At 63.4% G+C, this 23,772-nt stretch carries 25 protein-coding genes and 1 tRNA gene; 7 read left to right on the top strand and 19 right to left on the bottom strand.

All coding sequences use genetic code 11. The features are described from left to right. Positions 1–200: 200 nt before the first annotated feature. From NKI31_RS10375 to NKI31_RS10330, 10 genes are all read right to left on the bottom strand, one after another. A complete protein-coding gene (locus tag NKI31_RS10375) occupies positions 201–1,439 on the bottom strand; it encodes a Zn-dependent hydrolase (protein ID WP_352651453.1) in 1,239 nt (412 codons plus the stop codon). Next, a complete protein-coding gene (locus tag NKI31_RS10370) occupies positions 1,436–2,284 on the bottom strand; it encodes a BtpA/SgcQ family protein (RefSeq protein ID WP_352651452.1) in 849 nt (282 codons plus the stop codon). Before NKI31_RS10370 ends, NKI31_RS10375 begins: the two co-directional genes overlap by 4 nt. Further along, a complete protein-coding gene (locus NKI31_RS10365; protein ID WP_352651531.1) occupies positions 2,281–3,192 on the bottom strand; it encodes a ribokinase in 912 nt (303 codons plus the stop codon). The genes NKI31_RS10370 and NKI31_RS10365 overlap by 4 nt, the downstream gene beginning before the upstream one ends. Before the next feature lie 2 nt (positions 3,193–3,194). After that, entirely contained in the window at positions 3,195–3,965 is a 771-nt protein-coding gene (locus NKI31_RS10360) for a glutamine amidotransferase (protein ID WP_023817713.1), read from the bottom strand. A gap of 32 nt (positions 3,966–3,997) precedes the next feature. Continuing rightward, positions 3,998–5,086: a phosphotriesterase family protein gene (locus tag NKI31_RS10355; protein ID WP_023817711.1), complete on the bottom strand. Its 1,089-nt coding sequence runs from the start codon at positions 5,084–5,086 to the stop codon at positions 3,998–4,000. Between the two features lies 1 nt (position 5,087). Continuing rightward, positions 5,088–6,098: an ABC transporter permease gene (locus NKI31_RS10350; protein ID WP_023817709.1), complete on the bottom strand. Its 1,011-nt coding sequence runs from the start codon at positions 6,096–6,098 to the stop codon at positions 5,088–5,090. Next, positions 6,095–6,895 carry an ATP-binding cassette domain-containing protein gene (locus NKI31_RS10345; protein WP_502896657.1) on the bottom strand — a complete coding sequence of 267 codons (801 nt, stop codon included), beginning with the start codon at positions 6,893–6,895 and terminating at the stop codon, positions 6,095–6,097. The genes NKI31_RS10350 and NKI31_RS10345 overlap by 4 nt, the downstream gene beginning before the upstream one ends. Positions 6,896–6,990: 95 nt before the next feature. Beyond that, positions 6,991–7,944 carry an ABC transporter substrate-binding protein gene (locus NKI31_RS10340; RefSeq protein WP_352651451.1) on the bottom strand — a complete coding sequence of 318 codons (954 nt, stop codon included), beginning with the start codon at positions 7,942–7,944 and terminating at the stop codon, positions 6,991–6,993. Between the two features lie 141 nt (positions 7,945–8,085). Next, on the bottom strand, positions 8,086–8,703 hold the full coding sequence (locus tag NKI31_RS10335; protein ID WP_023672469.1) for a cupin domain-containing protein: 618 nt from the start codon (positions 8,701–8,703) through the stop codon (positions 8,086–8,088). Between the two features lie 938 nt (positions 8,704–9,641). After that, a complete protein-coding gene (locus NKI31_RS10330) occupies positions 9,642–9,878 on the bottom strand; it encodes a hypothetical protein (protein WP_031195849.1) in 237 nt (78 codons plus the stop codon). A gap of 137 nt (positions 9,879–10,015) precedes the next feature. Between NKI31_RS10330 and NKI31_RS10325 the strand changes: the two genes are divergently transcribed. Continuing rightward, positions 10,016–10,564 carry a tyrosine-type recombinase/integrase gene (locus NKI31_RS10325; RefSeq protein ID WP_502897163.1) on the top strand — a complete coding sequence of 183 codons (549 nt, stop codon included), beginning with the start codon at positions 10,016–10,018 and terminating at the stop codon, positions 10,562–10,564. Between the two features lie 21 nt (positions 10,565–10,585). On the opposite strand, the gene NKI31_RS10320 is transcribed toward NKI31_RS10325, so the two are convergent. Further along, a tRNA-Ile gene (locus NKI31_RS10320) sits at positions 10,586–10,661 on the bottom strand. A gap of 134 nt (positions 10,662–10,795) precedes the next feature. Between NKI31_RS10320 and NKI31_RS10315 the strand changes: the two genes are divergently transcribed. Beyond that, complete coding sequence (locus NKI31_RS10315; protein ID WP_023705824.1) at positions 10,796–11,506, top strand: SIMPL domain-containing protein; 711 nt, start codon at positions 10,796–10,798, stop codon at positions 11,504–11,506. A 258-nt stretch (positions 11,507–11,764) separates the two neighbouring features. Here the strand turns inward: NKI31_RS10315 and NKI31_RS10310 are convergent, their stop codons facing one another. Next, positions 11,765–12,109, bottom strand: a complete 345-nt coding sequence (locus NKI31_RS10310; protein ID WP_023713887.1) for a hypothetical protein — start codon at positions 12,107–12,109, stop codon at positions 11,765–11,767. Positions 12,110–12,329: 220 nt separating this feature from the next. Next, positions 12,330–12,776: a YcgN family cysteine cluster protein gene (locus tag NKI31_RS10305; RefSeq protein ID WP_023672465.1), complete on the bottom strand. Its 447-nt coding sequence runs from the start codon at positions 12,774–12,776 to the stop codon at positions 12,330–12,332. Positions 12,777–12,978: 202 nt separating this feature from the next. Here NKI31_RS10305 and NKI31_RS10300 point away from each other — a divergent pair, with 202 nt between their 5' ends. Continuing rightward, positions 12,979–15,189 (top strand): OmpA family protein, encoded by a 2,211-nt coding sequence (locus NKI31_RS10300; RefSeq protein WP_023697091.1) that lies wholly within the window; start codon positions 12,979–12,981, stop codon positions 15,187–15,189. Positions 15,190–15,515: 326 nt separating this feature from the next. Continuing rightward, positions 15,516–16,031 carry a TIGR00645 family protein gene (locus tag NKI31_RS10295; protein ID WP_023672463.1) on the top strand — a complete coding sequence of 172 codons (516 nt, stop codon included), beginning with the start codon at positions 15,516–15,518 and terminating at the stop codon, positions 16,029–16,031. 130 nt (positions 16,032–16,161) lie between these two features. Here the strand turns inward: NKI31_RS10295 and NKI31_RS10290 are convergent, their stop codons facing one another. The 3 genes from NKI31_RS10290 to NKI31_RS10280 all read right to left on the bottom strand — a co-directional run bounded on the left by NKI31_RS10290 (position 16,162) and on the right by NKI31_RS10280 (position 18,751). Continuing rightward, a complete protein-coding gene (locus tag NKI31_RS10290; protein ID WP_023697090.1) occupies positions 16,162–17,028 on the bottom strand; it encodes an SDR family oxidoreductase in 867 nt (288 codons plus the stop codon). 119 nt (positions 17,029–17,147) lie between these two features. After that, positions 17,148–17,870 (bottom strand): helix-turn-helix transcriptional regulator, encoded by a 723-nt coding sequence (locus tag NKI31_RS10285; protein ID WP_352651450.1) that lies wholly within the window; start codon positions 17,868–17,870, stop codon positions 17,148–17,150. A gap of 8 nt (positions 17,871–17,878) precedes the next feature. Beyond that, on the bottom strand, positions 17,879–18,751 hold the full coding sequence (locus NKI31_RS10280) for a S1C family serine protease (protein ID WP_352461910.1): 873 nt from the start codon (positions 18,749–18,751) through the stop codon (positions 17,879–17,881). Positions 18,752–18,920: 169 nt separating this feature from the next. On the opposite strand from NKI31_RS10280, the gene NKI31_RS10275 reads away from it, so the two are divergent. After that, positions 18,921–19,871, top strand: coding sequence for a S1C family serine protease (locus tag NKI31_RS10275; RefSeq protein ID WP_352446394.1), 951 nt, complete (start codon positions 18,921–18,923; stop codon positions 19,869–19,871). A gap of 4 nt (positions 19,872–19,875) precedes the next feature. Here NKI31_RS10275 and NKI31_RS10270 read toward each other — a convergent pair whose 3' ends face one another. Together NKI31_RS10270 and NKI31_RS10265 are read right to left on the bottom strand one after the other, a co-directional pair. Next, positions 19,876–20,787, bottom strand: coding sequence for an arginase family protein (locus NKI31_RS10270; protein WP_352651449.1), 912 nt, complete (start codon positions 20,785–20,787; stop codon positions 19,876–19,878). A gap of 94 nt (positions 20,788–20,881) precedes the next feature. After that, the gene (locus NKI31_RS10265; RefSeq protein WP_352651448.1) at positions 20,882–21,307 is read right to left on the bottom strand and encodes a VOC family protein; all 426 of its coding nucleotides are present in this window, start codon (positions 21,305–21,307) and stop codon (positions 20,882–20,884) included. A gap of 66 nt (positions 21,308–21,373) precedes the next feature. Here NKI31_RS10265 and NKI31_RS10260 point away from each other — a divergent pair, with 66 nt between their 5' ends. Further along, positions 21,374–22,000 (top strand): TetR/AcrR family transcriptional regulator, encoded by a 627-nt coding sequence (locus NKI31_RS10260; protein WP_352651447.1) that lies wholly within the window; start codon positions 21,374–21,376, stop codon positions 21,998–22,000. Here the strand turns inward: NKI31_RS10260 and NKI31_RS10255 are convergent. After that, on the bottom strand, positions 21,933–22,889 hold the full coding sequence (locus NKI31_RS10255; RefSeq protein WP_023683802.1) for a LysR family transcriptional regulator: 957 nt from the start codon (positions 22,887–22,889) through the stop codon (positions 21,933–21,935). The two genes, NKI31_RS10260 and NKI31_RS10255, sit on opposite strands and share 68 nt — an antisense overlap. A 109-nt stretch (positions 22,890–22,998) precedes the next feature. Here NKI31_RS10255 and NKI31_RS10250 point away from each other — a divergent pair, with 109 nt between their 5' ends. After that, positions 22,999–23,634: an FMN-dependent NADH-azoreductase gene (locus NKI31_RS10250; protein WP_023689756.1), complete on the top strand. Its 636-nt coding sequence runs from the start codon at positions 22,999–23,001 to the stop codon at positions 23,632–23,634. Positions 23,635–23,772: the final 138 nt, after the last annotated feature.

Genomic DNA, 23,772 nt, shown 5'->3' with positions numbered 1-23,772 from the left:
GACGGCCCAGGGATCTGGTGGGCTTTTCTGCTGGGTCAGGTGTTGAATGTGGGCCGATCGTACGTCCGCGATCAATCCGCCGCAGCTCGGCGGCCTTGACCACCCGTTGCAGCCCGCCGACGTCACGAAATGACGGACGGGCACCAGGAAGTCCCACGGGTTGCCTCTTCACGCCAGCACGCCTGTGCCACCGTCGCTGCCTAAGAGGCGGCGACGGTGGCCGCTTGAAGCAGAACCCGCGCGCCGGTAACCGCGTGGGCAGGCTCGACATATTCCGCCTCGTTGTGGCTCAGCCCGTCACGGCACGGCACAAAGATCATCACGGCAGGCGCCACCCGGGCGAGGAACAGCGCGTCATGGAATGCACCCGAGATCATCTGTTTGTGCGGCAGCTGTAGGGAATTGGCGGCCTCCTCGACGGTTTTGACCATATCGGGAGAGAATGCCGCCCCCGGCATGTCGAACGACCGCCTGATCGTTACCGTGCAATGCTGAGCTTCTGCCTCCGCCGCGCACACCTGGCGCAGTTCTGCTTCGATGGCATCGAGCCGCTCTACCCGCGGATGCCTGATATCGACGGCGAAGACCACAGACTGCGGTATGGCGTTGATCGATCCCGGCTGGGCGGTCACCCGGCCCACCGTCAGCCTTGCCCTGCTGTCGAACGGCATGATCGTCGTCTGGAGCCTGTGAATCGCGGCAACGGCCGCGACCATCGGATCCCTACGGTAGGCGAGGTCGGTTGTACCGGCGTGACCGGCGGCGCCCTCAATGCAGACCTCCAGCCAGCGCGTACCTTGCACGGCTGTGACGATACCGATCGGCAACCGCTCCTTTTCCAGCGATGGTCCCTGTTCGATATGCAGCTCGATGTAGCCGGATATCGGCATGCCGAGGGGGCGAAGGGTTGCCTCTGGCAAGGCGGAGATCGTTGCCCCGAGCTCCTCTGCGAGGGACGCACCGTCGCTGCCGACTATGGACCGCCATGCGCAAATGTCGGCTCCGGTGAAGGCCATGGAGCCCATGACACCCGGCGTAAACCGGCTGCCCTCTTCATTGGCCCAGGCGACGACCTCGATCGGCATCCGAGTCTCGGCCCTCGCGTCCTCCAGCGCTTCGAGCGCCTCGAAGGCGGAAAGCGTGCCGAGCGCTCCATCGAAGCGCCCGCCGGTCGGCTGGCTGTCGAGGTGGCTGCCGATCAGCAGCGGCGGCAGGGTGGCATCCGTGCCCTCGCGGCGGATGAAAAGGTTTGCCATGGCGTCCTGGAAAACCGCGAAGCCGCGCGCGAGCGCCAATTCCGCCAACAGGCGCCGGGCGCCGCGATCCTCGATGCTGAACGCCTGTCGGTTTACGCCACCGGCTGGCGTCGCGCCGATCCGGGCGAAGGCATCGAGCCGGCCCAGCAGCCGCTCGCCGTCGATCTCCGGCACTGAAGTCACCGCTTGAGGCCGCGGATGAAGGCCTTTACCCGTTGCGGATCGACCTGATTCCACCACACTCCATCATATTTCAGCGAGCTGGCGACAATGACGCCGTCGACGATGTCCAAGATATCGGTGGCGTTGTCGGGTGTCACCCCGCTGCCGACAAGCGTCGGCAGTCCGGCGGCGTCCTTGATCATCCTGATGTAGCTGAGGTCGGCGGCGTGGCCAGTGCGCTGGCCGGTGGCGATCACCGCGTCGGCATCGAAGAACACGAGGTCCTTGACCTGCTCCTCGATCGGCCGGTCGCCGACGATCGCGTGGGCGCCATGCTTGACATGCGCGTCGGCGAAGATGCGGATTCCGTTGGCCCGAAGTTTAGCGCGGAAACGCATGGCGCGCGCCGCTTCGCCTTCGATAAAGCCCTCGTTGGCGACATAGGCGTTGGCCCATTGATTGACGCGCACGAAGGAAGCACCGGAGGCACTGGCGATCGAAAGCGCGGGAATGGAGGCATTGGCAAGCACATTGATGCCGATCGGCCGGCCGAGTTCTCTGCGGATCCGGTCTGAGACGACAGACATGTAGGCGGAGGTTTCCGGCCCGATATCATCCGGCTTGGAAAACGGCACGTCACCATGGTTTTCGGCGATCACGCCGTCACACCCTCCCTGCAAATAGGCTTTGGCGTCGTCGAGGCCGCGTTGATAGATGGCCTCGATCGCCTCGCCATGGTAGCGCGGCGCCCCCGGCAGGGGGGCGAGATGAACCACGCCGATCACCACCTTGCTTCTGCCGAAGATCGACTGCAGCACATCATCCGCGACCTGGCCAATGGGTTTGGAGTTAGGGGAATTTGTCATGCGGTTTTCGCTTCCGTCGTTTCCATAAGCACTTTCATTTCCCGGCTGTCGGGGCAGGAACCGAGCGTGCCGGCGCGCCCGACCGAGATGGCTGCGGCGCGGACCGCAATCCGCGCTGCCGCGGGGAGCTCCATGCCGGCCGCAAGGCAACCAGCGAGGCAACCGCAAAAGACGTCGCCCGCGCCGCTGGTGTCTAGCACGGCCACCCTGGGCGCCGCGATCCGGTCGATCCGTCCTTCGCCATCGGCGACCAGGCAGCCGAGTGCGCCAAGCGTCACGATGGCAGCGCCGGCGCCCTGACGGATCAAGTCGCGGGCCGCCATGGCAGGGTCGCCAGCCCCGGTCAGTTGCGCCGCTTCGCCCGCGTTGGCGATGACGACGCTGACGTCGCTCAAGCCCGGTGTGTGGTCGGCCGCAAGCGGGCTCGGATTGAAGATCGTCATCGCTCCCGCGCCCCGCGCCACCTTCAGGCAAGTGGCCGTGATATCCGGACCCAGATTGCCCTGAAATACTACGATATCGCCGCGTGCGATCGATCGGGCAAAACCGCTGTCGGCCATAGGATTGTACGCGGCGGCGCAACTGGCTCCGGTGACGATGAGGTTTTCGCCGCGCGCATCGACCATGATCGTCGACCGATCGCTGGGCAGTGCCAGTACCGCCAGATGGCTGGCATCGAGATCGCGGCTCAACTGCTCTGCGATCCAGGCTCCGGCGGGATCGTTGCCGATCGCGGCACGGAAGCGAACATCGGCTCCGGTGCGCGCCGCGGCCAGCGCCTGGTTCGCACCCTTGCCGCCAAGTCCGTCAGCATGTTCCGATGCGTTCAGCGTTTCGCCTGCCGCCGGAAACCGGTCCAACCGAAACGTTGTATCGACGCAAACATTGCCGACGACATGGACGCGCATGGCTAATCCCTGGCCGTTGCCCAGCCTAGCATCTGTTCGAACAACGTCTTGTAGCCATTCCAGGCGATGAAGCCCGGCGGCAGCCAATGCGGCCCTACATCCGAGGTCCAGGCGACAGTGCGGCCCCGACCATATTTGCCGGCCACCAGCAGTGGCAGCGAACGGTAGTCGGAGGACACGGTGGCGAGAACTTCCGAACCGTCCTTGACCGTGACCTCGTTGAAGCCAAGCAGGATCGGCCAATCCTTGCCTAGGCCCTTGAGGATCGGATGGGTCTGCGGGCCGACGACGACCGGCGCATAGCCTTCTGGAACCTCGACACGGTCGTCCACCGGCAGGCAGATGACCGGCAAAACGTCCTCAACCGGCGTCTTGTGATAGCGCGCGCCGCCATTGATGCCCTGAAAGCTGTAATAGCCGCCGAACATCAACAGGCCGCCGCCATTGCCGACATAGTCGCGCAACAGGCGCAGCCGGTTCGGCGTCGGTTTGGAGTGGATCCAGGTATCGGGGTGAAGCAGCAGCGTGTTGGCCCCAAGATCGGAGAGCACGACCGCGTCATAGGCCGAAAGCGCTTCCATGGTCTGCGGGAAGTTCCGCTGTGCCTCATGCGCCGGCATGAAGGTGACGTCGAACAGGCTGTCCTTCAGCGCGGCCAGCAACTCATCGGCACCGGTGTGATAGGTCACGGTGGGAAACTGATCGAAGCCTTTGATGTGGGTCGCGGTCGAGACCCAGGACTCGCCTGCGAGAAGAACCTTCTTCCTGGACATGTAGTCTCCCTATCTTGTTTTGGAGCCGCGGCTCAGAGGCCCTCGGCGAACACAGTCTTTGGATTGTCGATGAGCATCGTGTCGATTGCCGACTGCTCGACACCATGGCGTTTCAGTCTCGGCACGAAATGCTTGAGGATGAAGCCGTAGCCGAAACCGCCGAAGCGGGTCAGCATGATCTTGAGAAAGACGTCCTGCGACAGCAGAATCCTGTCGAGCAGTCCCATATCGATCAGCGAGCGGATCGCCCGCGCATTCTGCTCGTCGGACGGCGACTGCGCATCCTGGTCGGCATAGTAGAAATCCATGCCGATCATGTCGTATTCCAGGAAGGCGCCACGCGCGGCGAGGCTTTGCTGGTAGGCAAGATCGTTGTGGCTGGGGTTCATGTGGCAAAGCACCGTATGCCGGAGATCCGCGCCTTCTGCCTCGACCACGTCAAGCACATCATGCGCCAGCCGCTCCCAGCCGGGCAGATGAATCGTCAGCGGCACGCCGGTCATCTTGGCCGCACGGGCGGAGGCCCGCAGCGACTTGCGCTCCTCGTCGGTAAAATCCTTGCTGACGCCAACCTCACCGATAATGCCGGCAATGATTTCGGGCTGCGCCGACCCGCCGCCGACATCATTGACGAGGAATTCGGTGACGTCGTCAACGTCCATCGCTTTCAGCCAGACGGGATGGGTGTGCTGCAGGTAGAAGCCCGTCCCCATGACGATCCGCAATCCAGAGGCGCGGGCGATGCGCGCCAGCTTCACCGGATCGCGGCCAATGCCAATGTTGGTCGCATCCACCACGGTATGGCCGCCGAGCGCCCGGTATTTCGCCAACTCCGAAAGGGCTAGGTCGCTGTCGTCGAGCGAGACGTTGTCGCGGTTCATGTAGGGGTTCATCCGCAACTCGCCGATGATCTCCATGCTGACCGGCTGCTCGGCGATCTTCTTCTCGTCGGGATGGCAAGGGCATTTCCACGACGTCGCGCCATCGAGCAGTATGTGTTCATGCATCAGCGTCACGCCCATATCGACAATCGCAACCGGGCCGGTAACGGTCATCACCGTGCCGGAGCGAACACCGATCGGTGCCCGTTCCCTTGGCTTGTCGTCGAACAGATGATCCATGTCAGCGGCTCCGCGTTGCGCCCTTGAACAGCCGGAAATTCAGCCAGATGGCAACGAGGATGATTGTGCCGGTAACGATCGGCGTCAGGAAGGGCGACATATGCGCAAGGATCAAGCCGTTGCCGATGACCGCGACGGTCAAGGCGCCGAGCACAGTGCCGATGATCGTACCGCGCCCGCCGAACAGACTGGTGCCGCCAAGCACCACGGCGGCGATGACATCGAGCTCGAAACCCTGGCCGGCATTCGACGAGCCGGAACCGAGCCGAGCGGCGAGGATGATGCCGGCCACCGCCGCCGCCATGCCCGACAGGATGTAGACGAAGAGCGTCATGAAGCGCGTATCGACACCGGCTCGGCGCACGGCCTCTGTATTGGCGCCGATGCCGGTGACATAGCGGCCGAACGGCGTCTGGTTGAAGGCGAGATAGGCAATGATCAGCACGACAAGGGCGAGCAGCGCCGGTACCGGCACGCCGAGAAACCAGGCCCTGCCGATGTTGACGAAGAAGCTGGTCGGTTCGACCGGGATCGAATAGCCGCCGGTGATCAGCAACGCCACGCCGCGGATGACGGAGAGCCCGGCAAGGGTGACGATGAAGGGCGGTATCCGCTCGTAGGCGATGAAGAAGCCGTGCAAGGCGCCGATCGCAGCACCAAGCGCCAGCATGGCGATGACGACCAGCGGCCATGGCAGGTCGGCCTGCAGGAAAACCGCCGACAGCGTTGCCGTCAGCGCCAGCACGGAGCCGACCGAGAGGTCGATGCCGCCGGTGGTGATGACGAAGGTCATCGCGGCCGCAACGATCAGCAGCGGCGCCGACTGGCGCGCGATGTTGAGCAGATTGGGCGTCGTCAGGAAGGAACCGGTGATCAGCGAGAAGACCAGGCAGACGACGATGAAGAACAGCGCAATCGAGACGACGCTGCCATTGGCTAACGCCACATCCTTCCACGTGCTGTTGTGAGCGCGTTTGGGTGAGGCGCCAACACCGGCGGAGGTAACGTTCATGGTTGGACCCCCTCATCGCGGCTTGCGCGGGCCGAGCGCGCGGTGAATTTGCGGCCGACGATCAGGTTGACGACCTCCTCGATGCTGGTCTCGCCGATCTTGCGCTCGGCGACTTTGCGGCCTTCGTACATGACCTGGATACGATCGCAGACCAGGAACAGATCCTGCAGGCGATGGGTGATGAGGATGACGCTGACGCCCCGGGCGCTGACGGCGCGGATGAGTTCCAGAACCGCCTCGACTTCCGCTACCGCAAGGGCGGCCGTCGGCTCGTCCATGATCAGCACCGACGGATCGAAGGAAGCCGCGCGGCCGATGGCGATCGACTGGCGCTGCCCACCGGAGAGGTTTTCGACCTTGAGCTTGGTATCGGCAATGACGATGCCGAGCCGGTCGAGCATCTGGCGCGTCTCGCCATGCATGCGCTTGTTGTCGAGAAAGGGGACGCCGAGAACGCGGCGACGCGGCTCGCGGCCGAGGAAGAGATTGCCCGCCACATCCACCGTGTCGCAGAGCGAAAGGTCCTGGTAGACCATCTCCACCCGCGCGGCGCGGGCATCGGCCGGCGACGAGAAAGACACCGCCTTGCCATTGATCTCGATGGTGCCGGCATCAGGAATGACCGCACCGGACAGCACCTTGCTCAAGGTGGATTTGCCGGCGCCATTGTCGCCGACCAGACCGAGCACTTCGCCAGGCTTCAGGTTCAGCGAGACATCGTCCAGCGTCTGGATAGGGCCGTACCGTTTGGAAATACCGGTCATCCTGACGCGGTAGGTCTCGCCATCGCTCATCATGGTTCCAATTCTCTGGGCGCGACATGTTCAATTGGTCGCCGGGCTGCGCAGGCAACCCTCGGGTCAATGCGCAGCCCAGCGGTCCGGGGAGGATACTACTTGAACATGTCCTTGAACTGGCCGACATTTTCCTTGGTCACGATGGTGATCGGAACGTTGATGATCGGGTCAATCTTCTCGCCCTTCTTGAGCTTGACGAAAGCTTCGATGGCAGCCTTGCCTTCACCGGCCGGATCCTGCTGGACGACAGCGACCACCCAGCCCTCTTCGAGACCCTGCACCGCCGACTTGGTCAGGTCCCAGCCGAACACCTTGACGTCGCCCGTACGGGCCTGGCTGGAGACAGCGGAAACCGCGCCGAGCAGAGCCGGCTCGCCGGTCGCGTAAAGCGTCGTCATGTCAGGATTGGCGGTCATCAGGTTTTCGGAGGCGGACAGGGCCACGTCCTGGACGTTCTGGCCGTCGACCGTGTCGAGGAAGGTGACCTTCTGGCCGCTGTCGGTGACAGCCTTCTTGAAGCCGTCGAGGCGCTGGTTCTGGATAAACGAATTGAGCGCGCCAACGACGCCGATCTTGGCGGTGCCGCTCAGCTTAGTCTTCACGTATTCGGCGTAGAACTTGCCGATATCCTCGCCTGCCTTGGTGTTGTCAACGCCGACGAAGGCGACGTTGTCGCCATTTGGGATCTGCGCGTCAATGGCGATGACCGGAATGCCGGCGGCTTTGGCCGCGGTGATGGCCGGCTTCACACCGTTGACATCGATGGCGACGAGAATGATGCCGTCGACCTTCTGGGTGATGTAGTTCTCGATGGCGTCGTTCTGCGCGCTTGGTACATTGTTGGCGTTGAAGATGACGAGGTCCACGCCGGCAGCCTTTGCGGCAGCCGTTGCGCCGTCATTGATCTGGTTGAAGAACAGGGCCTGCTGGTTGATGGTCACCAGCGCATAGGTCTCGGCCATGGCGGAAGCAGAGCCGAGGGCGAGGGTCATGGCGAGGGTCATGGCGATGGCTGCGGCGCAGCCTGAAAGGATCTTGGTAAGACGCATTCCGGTTCCCCTTGGTTTTCTCGAAAAGGCCCTTGATCGGGCTCACCTGGCGCCTGAGCGCAGAGCATATTTCAAGATGCTTGATTTCTTGTCAAGTGACTTGAATTGGCATCAACGAAGACAAATGAGGGGCTCGCCCGATCAGAATGTTGCCGGCGTGTTCACCCAGAAAATGCTGGCGCGTTCGTCGCCGACATTGCGGTACCAGTGCGGCAGTTCGGAATTGAAGACGAAGGAATCGCCGGCCGACAGGCGAAACGTCTTTTCGCCGACCATCAATTCGATCGCACCTTCCAGGAGGTAGCCGACTTCCTCGCCAGCGTGCTGGATCGGGCCGGCGCTCTCACCTCCCGCCTCGATGTGGTGGATGTTGCACTGCAGGAGATGGCCGGGCGAATACGGAATGACGCGCTCGAGCGAAATGCCTTCGCCGCGCCGAAGCGGATCGAGCGCGATCAACGGCCGCGATCCAGCCCGAAAGACGATGCCTTCCTCACCATCGGATTCCTCGAACATCCAGCCAATGTTGGTGCCAAGCACCTCGACAAGCCGGTGCAGCATGGGAAGCGAGGGCGAGACCTTGCCGTTCTCGACCTTGGAAAGCAGGCTTTCAGAGCAGTTCGCGGCGGCAGCTAGCGCCTTCAAGGTCAGCCCACGCGTCTGCCGGGAGAGTTTCAACCGTATGCCGAGCCGCAGAAGGCTGGTGGCGGTCGAGCGCTCGTCGCCGCCCTTGCTGTTTTGGGTGTCCATCTTGTTCATTTGGGGACGCGAACATCTCCGCTGGTTGGGCTGACTCGTAAAACTGATCCCAGGCGTTGTCCATCCTGTGAAAAACGGACGATGCATCCAATCGTCGGTGGGCCTTTTCAAAACCATCATCCCCCACTAAACGCTACGACGCGTTCGGCGCATTTGCGAGTAACTGCCCGATGCATGCCGCAGAGGTACCGTCATCGACCACTGATACCACAGCAAGATGCCTAACTCCTCGGGAGGGCCGCGTTAGCTGAGCGTGAGCAACTCGCCTCGCGCAACTCCCACAAGCGTGTGGCTGGCGCGCGGCCACCCGGGGAGCCTGTTTGGGATTCACCTGAACTACATTCCCGGCAGCTTCCGCCCAGGGACCGGTCCGGGATCGCCGCCGATTCTGCCGAGGAGCAGGCGTTCCTGGATAACGGCGTCGCTTTCTCGACCGAGGAAGGCGTCTATGCGTCGCTGCAGGCGACCAAGCCGCAGACGCTCGCCTTCGCGCTCAGCGACAGCCCGCCGGGCTGGCGGCATAAGACCGCCGCTTGCCAGCTGACCGATCGGCGTCATACGCGATCGCGTATACATCAATTTTATACGCAACCCCGTATGTTACGACTAATACGCGATCGCGTATATTGCAGACGTGGAGACCCATCATGACAGACCAGATCGCTCGCAACGAAAAACAACTCGGGGCCATCCTGCGCCGCGCCCGCAAGAACGCCGGGGCTCACGCAAGGCTCGCTCAGCAACCAGATCCACCTGCGCCCTGGCGCTATCGGACGAAGGAGCGTTTGGTCAGCCTGCCTACTCCCAATCAGCCGGGATTTAAGGACGCAGACCAGGCAGCGGTCGAAGGCCGAAAAGTCCCCAAGGCAACCGTCGTCCAAATGCCTGGTGCCGCCCTGCCAGGCACATTTGGAGCGGCCTTTCAACGGTTGAAGATCTCAGTCAAGTGGTTGGCGCTTGACGAAGCCAGCAAGCGCAAGAACACGCGGCTGATTGAAGAATTTCTGGAACTGCGGGTGGTCCCAGATCACCCACTGATTTGGCGCGACGTACCGGTTAAGAACCTTAGACGTATCCATATTGAAGAGCTTCTTGGCCGCTTCATCGCCACACCCCATAAGGCCAAGCACCTGCTGGTGGGCATACGCAAGCTGGTCTATGTAGCACTGCGACAAGATTGGATCAAATCGATCCCACAGCAGCGGTCGAGTGGCGCCCGGCCTATGTCGGTTGGAAAGCCTGGTCGCGCGAAGCGATGGCGCAATTTGAAAACCGTTGGCACTTGGGCACCGCAGCACGCACTTGCTATGGTTTGGCGCTTTGGCTCGGCAGCCGCCGCGGCGACGTCGCGGGCCTGCGCTGGGACCAGAGGGTCACCAGCCGTGTCTTCATCGATGGCGTCGAGCGTCACTTTGACGGGTTTGATATCGTCCAGGCCAAGAACAAGGGACGAACAGGCGGCAAACGGCTTTTCGTGCCGATCACGCCGATGCTGTCCGAGATCCTGGATGCGGCTGACAGGCGCGGCGAGACCGTCTTGGTCAACGCCTATGGGGAGCCCTTCTCCGCCAAGTCCTTGACTGGAATGATGGCGCATTGGTGCAAGCTTGCCGGTCTTCCGAAGGGCCTTACCCTGCATGGTTTGAGGAAATCGCTCGGTGTTTATCTGGCGGAGGCCGAGGCCTCCACCAGGCAGATGATGGACGTCCTCGGTCACGACGATATCGATCATGCGGAGCTCTATTCGCGCGAGCATAGCAGGTACGGCTGGCGGTCCAGGGGATCGAGTCGTGCGGCTGGTCACGCGCAAGCCGATGCTTGGCGAACCTGTTGGCGAACCTCGTGGCGAATCACCCTATAACACATTGATAAATAACGATAATGGTGGGCCCGGAGGGACTCGAACCCCCAACCAAGCGGTTATGAGCCGCCGGCTCTAACCATTGAGCTACAGGCCCCACGCGCGCTGGATTAGTGTTTTTCCTTGCGCGGCACAAGGCTTTCCGGACGGGCTGGCCGAGATCGCCCAAATCAGCCCATATTCGCGCCCTAGTCGACAGGCGCGACTGGATCGCACATCGAGGAGATTTTCATGACCAGACATATTTTGCCGCTCGCACTTGCCGCCGCGATCGCTTTTCCGGCGATGGCAAGCGCTGCCGATTCGCTGCCCCCGCCCCGCATCATCGTGTCGGGTGAAGGCCAGTCGACCGTGGCGCCCGACCTGGCGCTGCTGACGCTCAGCGTCATGCGCGAGGCCAAGACCGCACGCGCGGCACTCGACGCCAACAACGACGCCATGGCCGCCGTGATCGCGGCAATGAAGTCGGCAGGGATCAAGGATCGCGACCTGCAGACCGCCGGCATCCAGATCAACCCGCGTTACAATTACACCAACAAGCCCGACGGCAGCCAGGAAGCCGAGCTTGTCGCTTACCAGGTGACCAACACACTCTCGGTGCGCATTCGCGACATCGACAAAACAGGTGAGGTTCTCGACAAGGCTGTGTCGCTCGGCGTCAACCAGGGCGGCGGCATTTCGTTCTCCAACGAGGATCCGAAGGCTGCCGTCACCGAAGCCCGCAAGAAGGCGGTCGCCGATGCCATGGCCAAGGCCAAGACGCTGGCCGAAGCCGCCGGCGTCAGCATCGGCCGGGTGCTGGAAATCACCGACCAGAACGTTGCGCCGGCGCCGATGCCGATCAATGCCAAGGCCTTCGATGCGGCAGGCGCCGCGGTTCCCGTGCAGGCCGGCGAGAATGCCTACGCCGTGCAGGTAACAGTGACATTCGAGCTTAAGTAGCAGGCCGCCGGGCCGGGTGCGGTTCTGCTGAACCCGTCGGCCGGAACCGCTATCGCCGACATGAAAAACCCCGGAGGACTGGCCTCCGGGGTTTTTTCGAGCCGCACCTTTCCGCGGAGGGAAAGGGGCTCCTGGCTGACCCTAGAAGGGTCATGCCGCTACTCCAGGCTGATCCTCGCGGAGGAACATGCCTCCGGATCGACCTTCGCAGAAGGTCGTATCCCAGACTGATCTTCGCAGAAGATCAGTCTGGTTCTCTTAGCGATAAATAACCGGGCAGCCGCGCTCATTGGCGAACACGATCACAACGCGATCGCCATACTGACGGCCGGCGACCTTCACCACGCGGCGATTGACATCGACGATGCGGACGCGGTGCAGGCCCATGCGCTCGGCCTTGTCGAGGGCGCGATCCGGCGAGCAGCGGCGCCAATTGCGGTCACGGCGAAAGCCGTCCTCATCGTCGCCGGTGTAGACGCCGACGCGGCGGTCATGGTTGTTGCCGAAGCCGAGATAGATCGAGTCCGCCTGGGCGGGCACTGCGGCAAGCGTGCCGAGAGCTACGAGACCCGAAAGGGCTGCCGTCTTGAATGAGTTGAACATTGTCTTCTCTCCTTGTTGAGGGCTTGCGCCCGTCTTGGTCGAACCGATGGGGGGAGAATGCTCCTTGCAATCTGAACTCTTCGCGAACCGGCCGTTCATTTTCGGTTAATCTGCCCGACAGGTTGAAAGCAACCGCCCCTTCCACCGCTGCAAACGACCCTGACCGTCAAAAACGTCCAATGGCGCAGAACGCCCTATGGCAGCGTCCGTTCCAGAATGCTCAGGGCTCGTCATCGAGCATATAGTCGAAATAGTCGTCCGGCTCGGCCAGATCGGTCTCACTGGCGCGGACGCGGCCGCGCATGGAGATGCCGGCATCATGAACGGTCTCGGCACTTCCCGACACCAGCCTGTGCCACCAATAGAGGTCGTGCCCCTCGGCAACCAGCCGGTAGGCACAGGTTTTCGGCAGCCACGTGATGGTGCGCACATTCTGCGGCGTCAGCCCGACACAGTCCGGCACGCGCGCCAGCCGGTTGGCATAGTCCGAACAGCGGCAGCTTTGCCCATCGAACAGCCGGCAGCCGACTGATGTCCAGTAGATCTCGCCGGTGTCCTCGTCCTCGAGTTTAGACAGGCAGCATTTTCCGCAGCCGTCGCACAGCGATTCCCACTCGGTGGGCGTCATCGCTTCCAGCGTCTTGGTCTTCCAGAACGGCGTTTCCATTATGGGTCGAGATGTGGCCTCCGCATGCGGCAAGGTCAAGCTGTTGTGTGACTTCAAGTTCCGGCCGCACCATAGGAAAAACATGAAGTTGCCTTCAAAACGCCGGTCAATCGTCCTTGGGTGCGGGTAATGCCCGCAAACCGGAACCAATCCGGTCAAGGACAGTTTGGGCAGGGATGGGACCCCACAAGGAGAATTTAAGATGAAACGCCAACCACGGGTACTGGCAGGTACGGCACTTGGCCTGCTTATGGCATCCGCGCCGTTGGGCGCATCCCCGTTGCAGGGCAACGCCGTTTTCGGCCCCTTGCAGCACACGGCCGCGCCACTGATCCTGGTCCAGGACGACCCTGCTGCAGATGGTCAGCAGACCGACCAGGAACTGCCGCGCAAAAAGAAACGCCAGCAGGCCGAACAGGCAGCGCCGGCCGCCGAGCAGCCTGCACCGGCTGCAGAGCAACCCGCCCCTGCCGCCGAGGAACAACAGCCGCGCAGGAAGAAGCGGGATCAGCAGCAGACCGAGCAGGCCCCGGCCGAACAGGCCGCACCTGCCGCCGAGGAACAGCAGCCGCGCAAAAAGAAGCGCAATCAACAGCAGCAGATCGAGGCGGCGCCTGCGGATGAGGGCGGCGCCCAGGCAGCGCCGGCGACCGATGAGCAGCCGCTCAAGCCACGCAAGAAGAAGCGTGACCAGCAGCAGATCGAGGCAGCACCGGCTGAACAACCGGCCGAACAGGTAGCTCCGGCAAATGAAGAACAGCCGCTAAAGCCACGCAAGAAGAAGCGCGACCAACAGCAGATCGAAGCGGCGCCCGCTGAACAGCCGGCCCAGCAGCCTGCCGAGCAGGCAGCGCCCACCGAACAGGTGGCGCCGGCAAACGACAACAAGTCGGGCAAGAAAAAGCGCAAGCAGGATCAGCAGATCGAGGCCGCGCCTGCCGACAAAGCGCCAGACGTCAAAGTTGCGCCTGCCGAAGAGCCCGCGCCGCAGGCCGAGCCGATTCAGCCCCCGGCCGATCAGCAAGCGGCTCCCGCCGAAGGTGAACAGCCGAAGGATCAGGCGAAAAAGCACGGCAAAAAAACTGTCGGCGAACAGCCGGTGACGGGCGAACAGCAGCCTGCGACCGGTGAACCACAGCCTGCGGAGCAACCGGCCAATGCCGAGCAGCCCGCGCAACGTGAGACGCCGGCGCAAGGCGAAGCCACGGCCAACCCCGACGAAGCACCCATCCTGGACAGCCAGAAGGATGCCAGGCGCAAGCACCGCAAGGACCAGGGCGGCAACAGCCAGAATGGCGACGGCCAAAATGGGAACGGCCAAAATGGGAACGGCCAGAATGCTGGCGGCCAGACGGGCGAGCAGCCCGCGCAGGGCGGCACCGAGGCGCAAGCCCCGAAGCCGGCTCCGGTCGACCAGGGACCGCCGCCCACCGACGACAAGTCAGCTCAGCAGGCAATTCAGCCAGAAAAGATCGCCCCGGTGACGGAGGAAAAAGGCAAACGCGTCGAGCGTGCACCCGATGAGAACGTCCGCGACCGCCGGCGTCCGAAAGGCGTCGACGTCGTCAAGGAACTCGGCGACCGCGTCATCCTGCAGTTCAACAACCAGACGATCGTGGAAAGCAATGACGCTCCGCGCATGCACCGCGGCGCCAGGAATGTTTACTATGAGGAACTGTCGGGCGATCGCTCTCGGGAAATCGTCGAGCGCGACAATGGCATCCAGATCGTCACCATCCGCAACCGCAATGGCGACGTCATCAGGCGATCGCGCATCACGCCGGATGGGCACGAATATGTGCTGAGCTATGTCGACGAGCGCAGCTATGACGACGACAATGACTGGCGCGATCCCGGTGACGACCTGCCGCCGATGCGGCTCACCATCCCGCGCCGCGAGTACATCCTCGATTCGGAAGATGTCGAAAGCCCGGACGATTATTACGAGTTCCTCGAACAACCGCCGGTGGAGAAGGTCCAGCGCCTCTATTCCATCGACGAAGTGAAGCGTTCGGCGCGCGTGCGCGACATTGCCCGTCGCGTCGACCTCGATACATTGAACTTCGAGTTCGGCTCGGCCTCGATATCCGACACCGAAGTGCAGAAACTGGAAGGCGTCGCCACGGCCATGGAGAAACTGTTGAAGAAGAACCCGGCCGAAACCTTCCTGATCGAAGGCCACACCGATGCGGTTGGCACGCCGGAAGCAAACCTTGCTCTGTCCGACCGGCGCGCTGAGTCTGTCGCCGAAGCGCTGACCAATGCCTTCGGGATCCCGCCGGAAAACCTGACCACTCAGGGCTATGGCGAGGAATACCTGAAGGTCAACACCACGGCGCCCAACCGCGAGAACCGCCGTGTCGGCATCCGTCGCATCACCTCGCTGGTGGCACCGGTGGCGAGTAACAATTGATCTGCTTTCCAATGGCTTGAGCAGCTTTCTGGAATCAGATCGACAACAAGGACCCATCCCGGCAGATCGGGATGGGTCGAGCTGCGGACAGCAATCCCGGTTCAGCAAGAATTGTACTGGTATTAGAACCGGCTCATTGAATAGAGCGGCCGCCCTCCCCAGATTCAAGCCTGGGCGTTCCCTGCCCCGTCCCGACTCCAGCGGGATGCATTGAACCCCGCCGGCCCTCCCGGCGGGGTTTTTTTGCGTCGCAATTTGCCTTGCAAACTGCGGCAAGCTGATCGAAATACCCCAGTCGACCTCAGAAAGCTGACCGGAACCGCTGCATGAAACGTCTCGAACTCGCCATCGAATCGATCATCCTCGCCTCACGCTGGCTGCTGGTGGTTTTCTACATCGGGCTGGCCCTAGCGCTCGCCGTCTATGCGCTGTCCTTCGGCAAAAAACTCTACGAGTTCGTCATGGTCGCCTTCACACTCGACGACACCGACACCATCCTGAAGATGCTCGGCCTCATCGACGCCGCACTTGTCGCCTCGCTGGTGGTGATGGTGATCATCTCCGGCTACGAGAATTTCGTCAGCCGCTTCGACGACCAGGATGGCGGTGTGCACTGGCTGGGTACGATCGATGTCGGTTCGCTGAAGGTCAAGGTCGCCTCGACCATCGTCGCTATTTCCTCGATCCACCTGTTGCAGGTGTTCCTGAATTCGTCTTCCTATACGATCGACCAGCTGATGTGGCTGACCATCATCCACCTCGCTTTCGTCGTCTCGGCGCTGATGCTGGCCTATATCGACCGGCTGATGGGACTGAGCAAAGGCAAGAAGGGCGAGGAGTGATGAGCCCCTTTCTCCCCGTTCATGGGGAGGTGAGGCTGGTCCGCACAGCGGGCGAAAAGCCAATTGCTTGGTTTTTCGAAAAACGCCGGCAGGTGGATGAGGAAGCAGCGCCGTCGGCCCGTGATTTCCGTCAGTAGATGCTTTTGACGTTCGTCGGCGAATTGGCAAATACCGCGTCCGGCACGAAAAAGTCGCCGGCCAGCGGCCCGGTCGCGCCCGGCGCATAGACCGCGAAATCGGTCACGCCCTCGGCCCGCAGCACCTCTTCATCGATGTAGAAATTGCCTGATGTCTCGCGCGATGGCCGCAGGAAGATGGCGTGTGCGGCATCGGCCATGATGTCGGGTAAGCGGCTCATCGCCGCCACCGTCGCGCCGCCGAGCAGATTGCGCACCGCAGCCGTGTCGATGGTCGAGATCGGCCACAGCGAATTGACCGCGATGCCGTCCTTGGCAAACTCGGCGCTCATCCCCAGCGTGCACATCGACATGCCGAACTTGGCCATGGTGTAGGCGACATGGTTCTTGAACCATTTGGCCTTCATGTCGAGCGGCGGCGCCAGATTCAAGATGTGAGGATTGCTTGCCAACTTCAGGTGCGGAATGCACATTTTCGACACCAGGAAGGTGCCGCGCGTGTTGATCTGGTGCATCAGATCGTAGCGCTTCATGTCCGTCTCCAGCGTGCCGGTGAGCTGGATGGCGCTGGCATTGTTGACGCAGATATCGATGCCGCCGAACTTTTCGACGGTCTTGGCAACCGCCTCAGCCACCTGCGCCTCCTCGCGGATGTCGCACAAAACAGGCAGCGCCTTGCCGCCGGCCTGCTCGATCTCCTCAGCTGCCGAGTAGATCGTGCCCGGCAGCTTCGGATGCGGCTCGGCGGTCTTGGCCGCGACCGTCACATTGGCGCCGTCGCGCGCAGCTCGCAGCGCGATCGAAAGACCGATGCCGCGCGACCCGCCGGAGATGAACAGCGTCTTTCCCTTGAGCGACATGTCTTGGCACCTCCCTTGCTACATCACTGACGCGAACCATTGCGCGGCGGCAATGCACTGCGCAAGGCCTCGGCAGCCTGCAACGGGTTACGCAACGTAGGCTCAAACGGAAAAGGGGGTTAGACCAGCACCAGGCCCTGCCGCATCGCGATCGCGATGGCATCCGTGCGGTTCGCAGCACCCAGCTTGATCAGGATCGCGGCGACGTGGAACTTTGCCGTGTGCACGGAGATGTTCAGCCGCCGCGCGATCACCTTGTTGGGTGCGCCTTCGGCCAGCAGCGCCAGCACTTCGGCCTCGCGCGGCGACAGCGCCGGACGGGCGGTAGCGCCATCGTCCAACGGCTCCTCGCCGAACAGCCCGCTATGGCTTCCGCCGTTGGCGGCGGCATCGAAATCGTCGTGGCGAGCGGGCGTCGAACGCCCATCCCTGGACACCCGGTAGCCGGCCGCCGCCAGTCTGACGGCAGCCGCGATCAGATTCGCATCCGACGCCAAAGGCAGCACGGCAAGCACCCGGTTTTCCGGCCGGCCAGCGCTCGCGGATAGCAGCACCCGTGGGATTGCGCTGTTGCCACCATCGGCCCGATCGAGCCAGGCCGCCCTGTTCGCAACAGCGTCATCGACGACAGCGACGTCGGCAATCCCGCTGCCGGCTACGACCGGAAGCAGATCGTCCGCCATGGCAAGCGAAGCTGACAGGCGCTCGGCACGCGCGGCATCGTGCAGCGCGATCAGCACCACGAGCTGGCGTCCGCCGCCCGCCACCTCCGGCCCACCCACCTCCGGCCCACCCGCCTCCGGCCCACCCGCCTCCGGCCTTGTCAGCGTGTCGCTTTCCATCGGCCCTCTCAGCTCAGCGGTTTTTCACCGACGGTCAGCGCGACGTCGCGCTGCTCGCCGCCGCGCACCACGCCGAGCGTCACCGCAGCGCCCGCGCTATCCGGCCCAAGCTTTCGGATCAGTTCGCGCGGGCCGTGCACGGCCTCGCCATTCCACGCCACGATGATGTCGCCCAGCGCAAGGCCGGCGGCTTTGGCCGGACCATTGTCGTCGAGGCTCATGACCATGGCGCCGCGCGCCGCGCCGTCACGGATCGGGTGCAGGCCGGCGCCGAGATAGCCGCGCGCGACATGGCCCTTTTCACGCAGCGTCGCCACGGCCCGCTCGATCGTCTCATAAGGCATGACCAGCGCACGACCACGTGGCCCAAACAGCAGCATGCCGATCAGCGCGCCCTTGGCGTCAAGCACCGGCCCGCCCTCGAAACGGCCGCCGGCATTGACGGCGAGATTGATGCGCCGATCGATGGTGCCGCCGCGCATCGAGCGCCAGGCGGGGCCGACCTCGCCGACCGAGCCCGAGACAGCCAGCGCCGAGCCCTGACTGCTGCCGACAGCGATGGCGACGTTGCCCGGCCGCACCCCATCCGCCTTGGCGAGCGCAGGCGCCGCGGCCGCGCCGGCCGGCTTCAGAAGCGCTACGCCGGTCGACGGATCGCGACCGACCAGTTCGGCCTTCACCGCTTCGCCCGAAGCCAATGTCAATTCGATCTCCTCACCGGCCTCGACAGCTTCCTCGGCGGTGACGAAACAGCCGTCACGCCAGTGGAAGGCGCTGGCGGTGCGATGGTGATGGGTGGTGAAACTTGCCGTTGCCGGCGCAGCCTTGGCGGCGAGATCGGCGATGGCCTCGGAAAATGCATTAAGGTTGAAGTCACTCATGATGATCTCCTGGGTTTTCTCATGCCCCAGATATCGCTCGGCAGTGCGCCCGGAGGTACTCGTCTGACGGCTAGTTACTGGTTTGACTGGCCATCTGGTCAGGTCGCGGCAGTTCGAGCCGCTCCGCACATATAGTCATCATCGCGCCTGAAAACACGGAGCCCCGCCAATGGCCCTCGCCGCCCACAAGTTCGAAACCGACGACACACTGCTCGACGCCTATTCGACGACAGTCGCCGACGCCGTCGACCGCATCGGCCCAGCCGTCTGCCGCATCGAGCGCGTCGGTGGCCAAGGTGGCCATGGCTCCGGCTTCGTCATCACCCCGGACGGGCTGGTCGTCACCAATTTCCATGTCGTTGGCGATGCCAAAACGGTGCGCGTCTCTATGCCCGACGGCGCCTCCAGCGAAGGCCGTGTGCTAGGCCGCGACCCCGACACCGACATCGCGCTGGTGCGCGCCGATGGCAGCTTCACCGAAGTCGCGCCGCTCGGCGATTCCAAGCGGCTGCGGCGCGGCCAGATCGCCATTGCCATCGGCAATCCGCTCGGCTTCGAATGGACCGTAACGTCAGGCGTGGTCTCCGCACTTGGCCGTTCGATGCGCGCCTCGACCGGGCGGCTGATCGACGATGTCATCCAGACCGATGCCGCGCTCAATCCCGGCAATTCCGGCGGACCGCTGGTGTCGTCGGCAGGCGAGGTCATCGGCGTCAACACCGCCATGATCCACGGCGCGCAAGGCATCGCCTTCGCGGTCGCTTCCAACACCGCCAATTTCGTCATTTCGGAGATCATCCGCTTCGGCCGCGTGCGCCGTGCCTTCATCGGCATCTCGGCCGACACCACCAGTTTGCCGCGCCGCGCCGCCCTTCTGTCGCAGGTGACCACCAGTACGGCGGTACGGCTGCGCAGCGTCGAGAAAGACGGACCCGCGGCGAAGGCCGGCCTCAGGGAAGGCGACATCATCGCGTCAATAGACGGTCGCCCGGTCACCGGCGTCGACGACCTCGTGCGCATGCTCGACGCCGAACGCATCGGCCGCGAGACGCTGTGCACCGTGGTGCGCCGCACCGGCGTCAGCCAGGTGACGGTGACGCCGGTAGCAAGGGCGAGTTGAGCCCTTATCGAGGGTTGAGCACCCGCCCGAGCAGCGACACCAGCAGTCGCGCAAGGTCACCGGTCGGGTCGAGGTCGGGATCGTAGATCGTCATGTCCAAGCCGGTGCAGCGCTGGTCCGCTGTCAGCGCCGACAGAATGGCAACGAGTTCATCGGGGTCGATGCCGGGGCTGCCGGGCGAATCCACCGCCGGCATCACCGTCTGGTCGAGCACATCGACATCGAGATGCAGCCAGTAGGGACAGCCGGCGCGCGCCAGCGTCGCTCTTGTCTTTTGCAACACTCCAGCCGCGCCGAGTTCCTGCGCGGCAAAGACGTCGATGCGCGTCACGGCGGTCGCATTGATGTCGGGCCAGGCAAAATCGGCATCGCGGCTCTCGCGTTCGCCGATCTGAACCACCGCCTCGTCGGCGACGAGCGGACCGACAACACCTGGCCATTGCGCCAGCAAAGCATCGCCGCGTCCGGTGGCAAGTGCCAGATCCATGCCGGCAACCGAGCCGAGTGAGGCATTGACATCGTAGTTGCCGGGATGGCGGAAATCGCTGTGGCCATCGACATGGACCAGGGCGACCGCGCCCGAGCGCCGCGCGGCGACCAGTGCGCCAAGCAGGATCGAGCAGTCGCCGCCGATGATCAGCGGGAACTCGCCTTGCCCAAGCGCACCGGTGACGATCTCGGCAAGATCGAGGTTGAAGCAGCGGATCGCCGGACCATTACGCAGCCTAGTGCCCGGTTGCGGTTCGGTACTGTAGGCGGGTCTGTCGAGATCGACCACCCGCCCCGGCGCCAGCGACTCGATCAAACCAGCTTCGCTCAGCGCCTGCGGCGCACGCCAGGTGCCGGGCACATGGCCCGGCTCCAAGGGCCGAAGGCCGAGATTGGATGGCGCACGAACAAGGCAGATGTCACGCATGCGGCAGGCCCAGCTTCAACATCACCAACATAGACCGCATGGTGCGGGTCCGGCCACAGCGGCCGGAGCCGCTGCCGACATTTGCTGCCATTGTTCAGGCGCCCGCCGCGCCCGCCGCGAATTGCGCCTGAAATTCCGGGCTGAGCGGGATCGGCTTGATGACGTCGATCAGCACGCCATTGGGATCCCTGGTGATGAAATGGCGCTGGCCGAAGAGTTCGTCGCGCAGCGGGCACAGGATCGGTAGGCCGGCCGCAACGATCCGTTCATAGACAGCATCAGGATCCCTCACCTCGAAATTGATCAGCAGCCCCGATGTGCAGCCGCGCCCCCCCTCGGGGATCGTCTCGTGGTCGCCCTGGACGATACCGAGATTGACCCGGCGATCCTCGGCAGACTGCAGATGCACATACCAGTCGCTCGCAAACAGCGGCTTGAAGCGGAAGTGATTGATATAGAAGGCTTTTGTGCCGGCTACGTCGCCCGTCATCAGCACCGGATAATAGCTCGTCGTCTTCATCTTTCTTTCTCCCGTCAGCCAACATACAGTTTGCATGTAATTAAAAATAACATACAGGCTGCATGTATGCAACGAGAAACCCCGCGCCGCTCCAACCGCGACCGCACCGAAGCGACGCGCGCCGACCTGATCGCTGCGGCGCGCAAACTGTTCATCGAAAAGTCCTATGCCGAGACCGGCACGCCGGAGATCGTTGCGGCCGCCGGCGTCACCCGCGGCGCGCTCTATCACCACTTTGCCGACAAGCAGGCGCTGTTTGCCGCCGTGGTCGAGCAGGAGGCGGCGGCGGTGGCGCAAGAGATCGAGCGCGCCTCGCCGCCTTCTTTGTTTGCCCGCAATGCGCTGATTGCCGGCTCGGACGCCTATCTCGCCGCCATGCGCGCGCCCGGCCGCACGCGGCTTTTGCTGCTCGACGGGCCGGCCGTGCTTGGCCGCGCCGCCATGGATGCGATCGACAATCGCCACGGCAACCGGTCGCTGCGCGAAGGCCTGGTTGCGGCAATGCGCGAACAGTCGATGACCAGACTGCCGGCCGATCCGCTGACCGCTTTGCTCGCCGCTGCCTTCGACCGCGCAGCACTTGCCGTCGAGGCCGGCGCCTCGGCCGAAGACTATCGCGCCGTGCTCATGGCTCTGATCGATGGGCTGTCTCCGGCTCATCCTCAGGCAGGTCGTCCGGGTCGAACTCGTTGAAGCAGCCGAGCTGGCGTTTGAACTGGTCGATCAGCCAGGCCGCCGCCGGTTTCGGGCTGCGGTCGGCGCGGTGCATGGCATAGAGCGATGAGCGCACCTCGCTAAAGGGTTCAAGGTCGAGTTCGACCAGCCTGCCGCTGGCCAAATCGTCCGCGATCAGCCAGCGCGGCAACCCGCCCCAGCCCAGCCCCTCGCGCATCAACGTATGCTTGATACGCACATCTGTCAGCCGCCATGTACGATAGGCAAAGACGCCGAAGTCGCGTCCCTTGGTGCGTTCCGACTGGTCGCTGACAACCAGCTGGGTGTGCTCTCGCGCATCCTCGAGCGCCACCGGTTTCGGCAGCAGTGCCAGAGGGTGGGTGGGGGCGGCAGCCAGCACGATCGACATGAAGCCGATGCGCACGAGATGCACGTCGACCTCGCCCAGCAAGCCACCGATGCCAAGATCCGACTGTCCGCTGACGACATGGTCGGGGATCAGACCGAGCGTGCCGATATGCAGTCGCATCATCACGGTCGGGAACTGCGCCTCGAACGCCTTCAGCACCCGCACCAGCACCGGCGAGGGCAGCGCCGCGTCAACCGATAGCGCAACTTCAGCCTCCAGCCCCTGATGGTGACCGTCGGCACGCGAACGGATGCGCTGCAGCACGCCGACCATGCGCCGGGCGTCCTCCAGCATCGCCCGGCCGATTTCGGTCAGCTGCGGCTCGCGCGTGCCCTCGCGCTCGAACAGTTTCAGGCCAAGCTGCGCTTCAAGATTGGCGATGCCGTAGCTGATGACGGACTGCGCGCGGTTAAGCTTGCGGCCGGCGGCTGAGAAGCTGCCGGTGTCGGCGACCGCAACCAGGATCTGCAATTGGTCGAGCGTCGGATTGGGTTGCACGGCATACCTACTTTATGGATGGATCGTATAGAAAATATACCAGTTTTTTGAATGGGTCGGTAGGCCCATATCAGGCGGGAGAAATCAATTCCCACTGGAGAGAACCGCTATGTCTATCCTGCTTGTAACCTCGAGCCCGCGCGGCGCTGCCTCGCACTCGACCCGTATCGCTACCGAATTCGCTGAAAAGCTCGTCGCCGCCGACCCGTCGAATACGCTCGTCGTACGCGACCTCGTGGCCAACCCGCTGCCGCACATCGACACCGATTATGCGACCGGCATCTACACCCCCGTTGAAGCCCGCACGCCGCGCCAGGCCGAAGTCGTCGGCGTCTCCGACATCGTGCTTGACGAACTGTTCGCAGCCGACACCGTGATCCTGGCCACCGGCTTCATCAACTTCAACATCTCCTCAACCCTGAAGTCCTGGGTCGATCACATCTCCCGCTCCGGCAAGAGCTTCTCTTATGGCGAGGGTGGTCCCAAGGGCCTCGTCACCGGCAAGAAGGTCTATATCGTACTCGCCTCGGGCGGCATCTATTCCGAAGGTGCGGCCGTGCAGTTCGATCACGCCATCCCCTATCTGCGCGGCGTGCTCGGCTTTCTCGGCATGACCGATGTCGACGTCATCCGCATCGAAGGCGTCGGCATGGGCCCTGATGCCGTCACCGCCGCACTTGCCAAGGCGACCGCCAAGGTCGATGCCGTGGTGGCCAAGACCGCGAGCGCGCAAATCGCCGCGTAAGCACACCCCGTCATTCGCATTGAAAAGGCGGGCGCTTCGGCGCCTGCCTTCTTGCTGTCCGAGGCCGAGAGCAGGGTCCACCGGCAGATGGCGTGGTGTTCGTGGCGGGGTTTTCGATGGCTGCCAACTATTCTTGCC

Source organism: Mesorhizobium sp. M0659, from assembly GCF_040320605.1.
Classification (GTDB): Bacteria; Pseudomonadota; Alphaproteobacteria; order Rhizobiales; family Rhizobiaceae; genus Mesorhizobium.
This window is presented reverse-complemented; position numbering and strand designations above follow the sequence as displayed.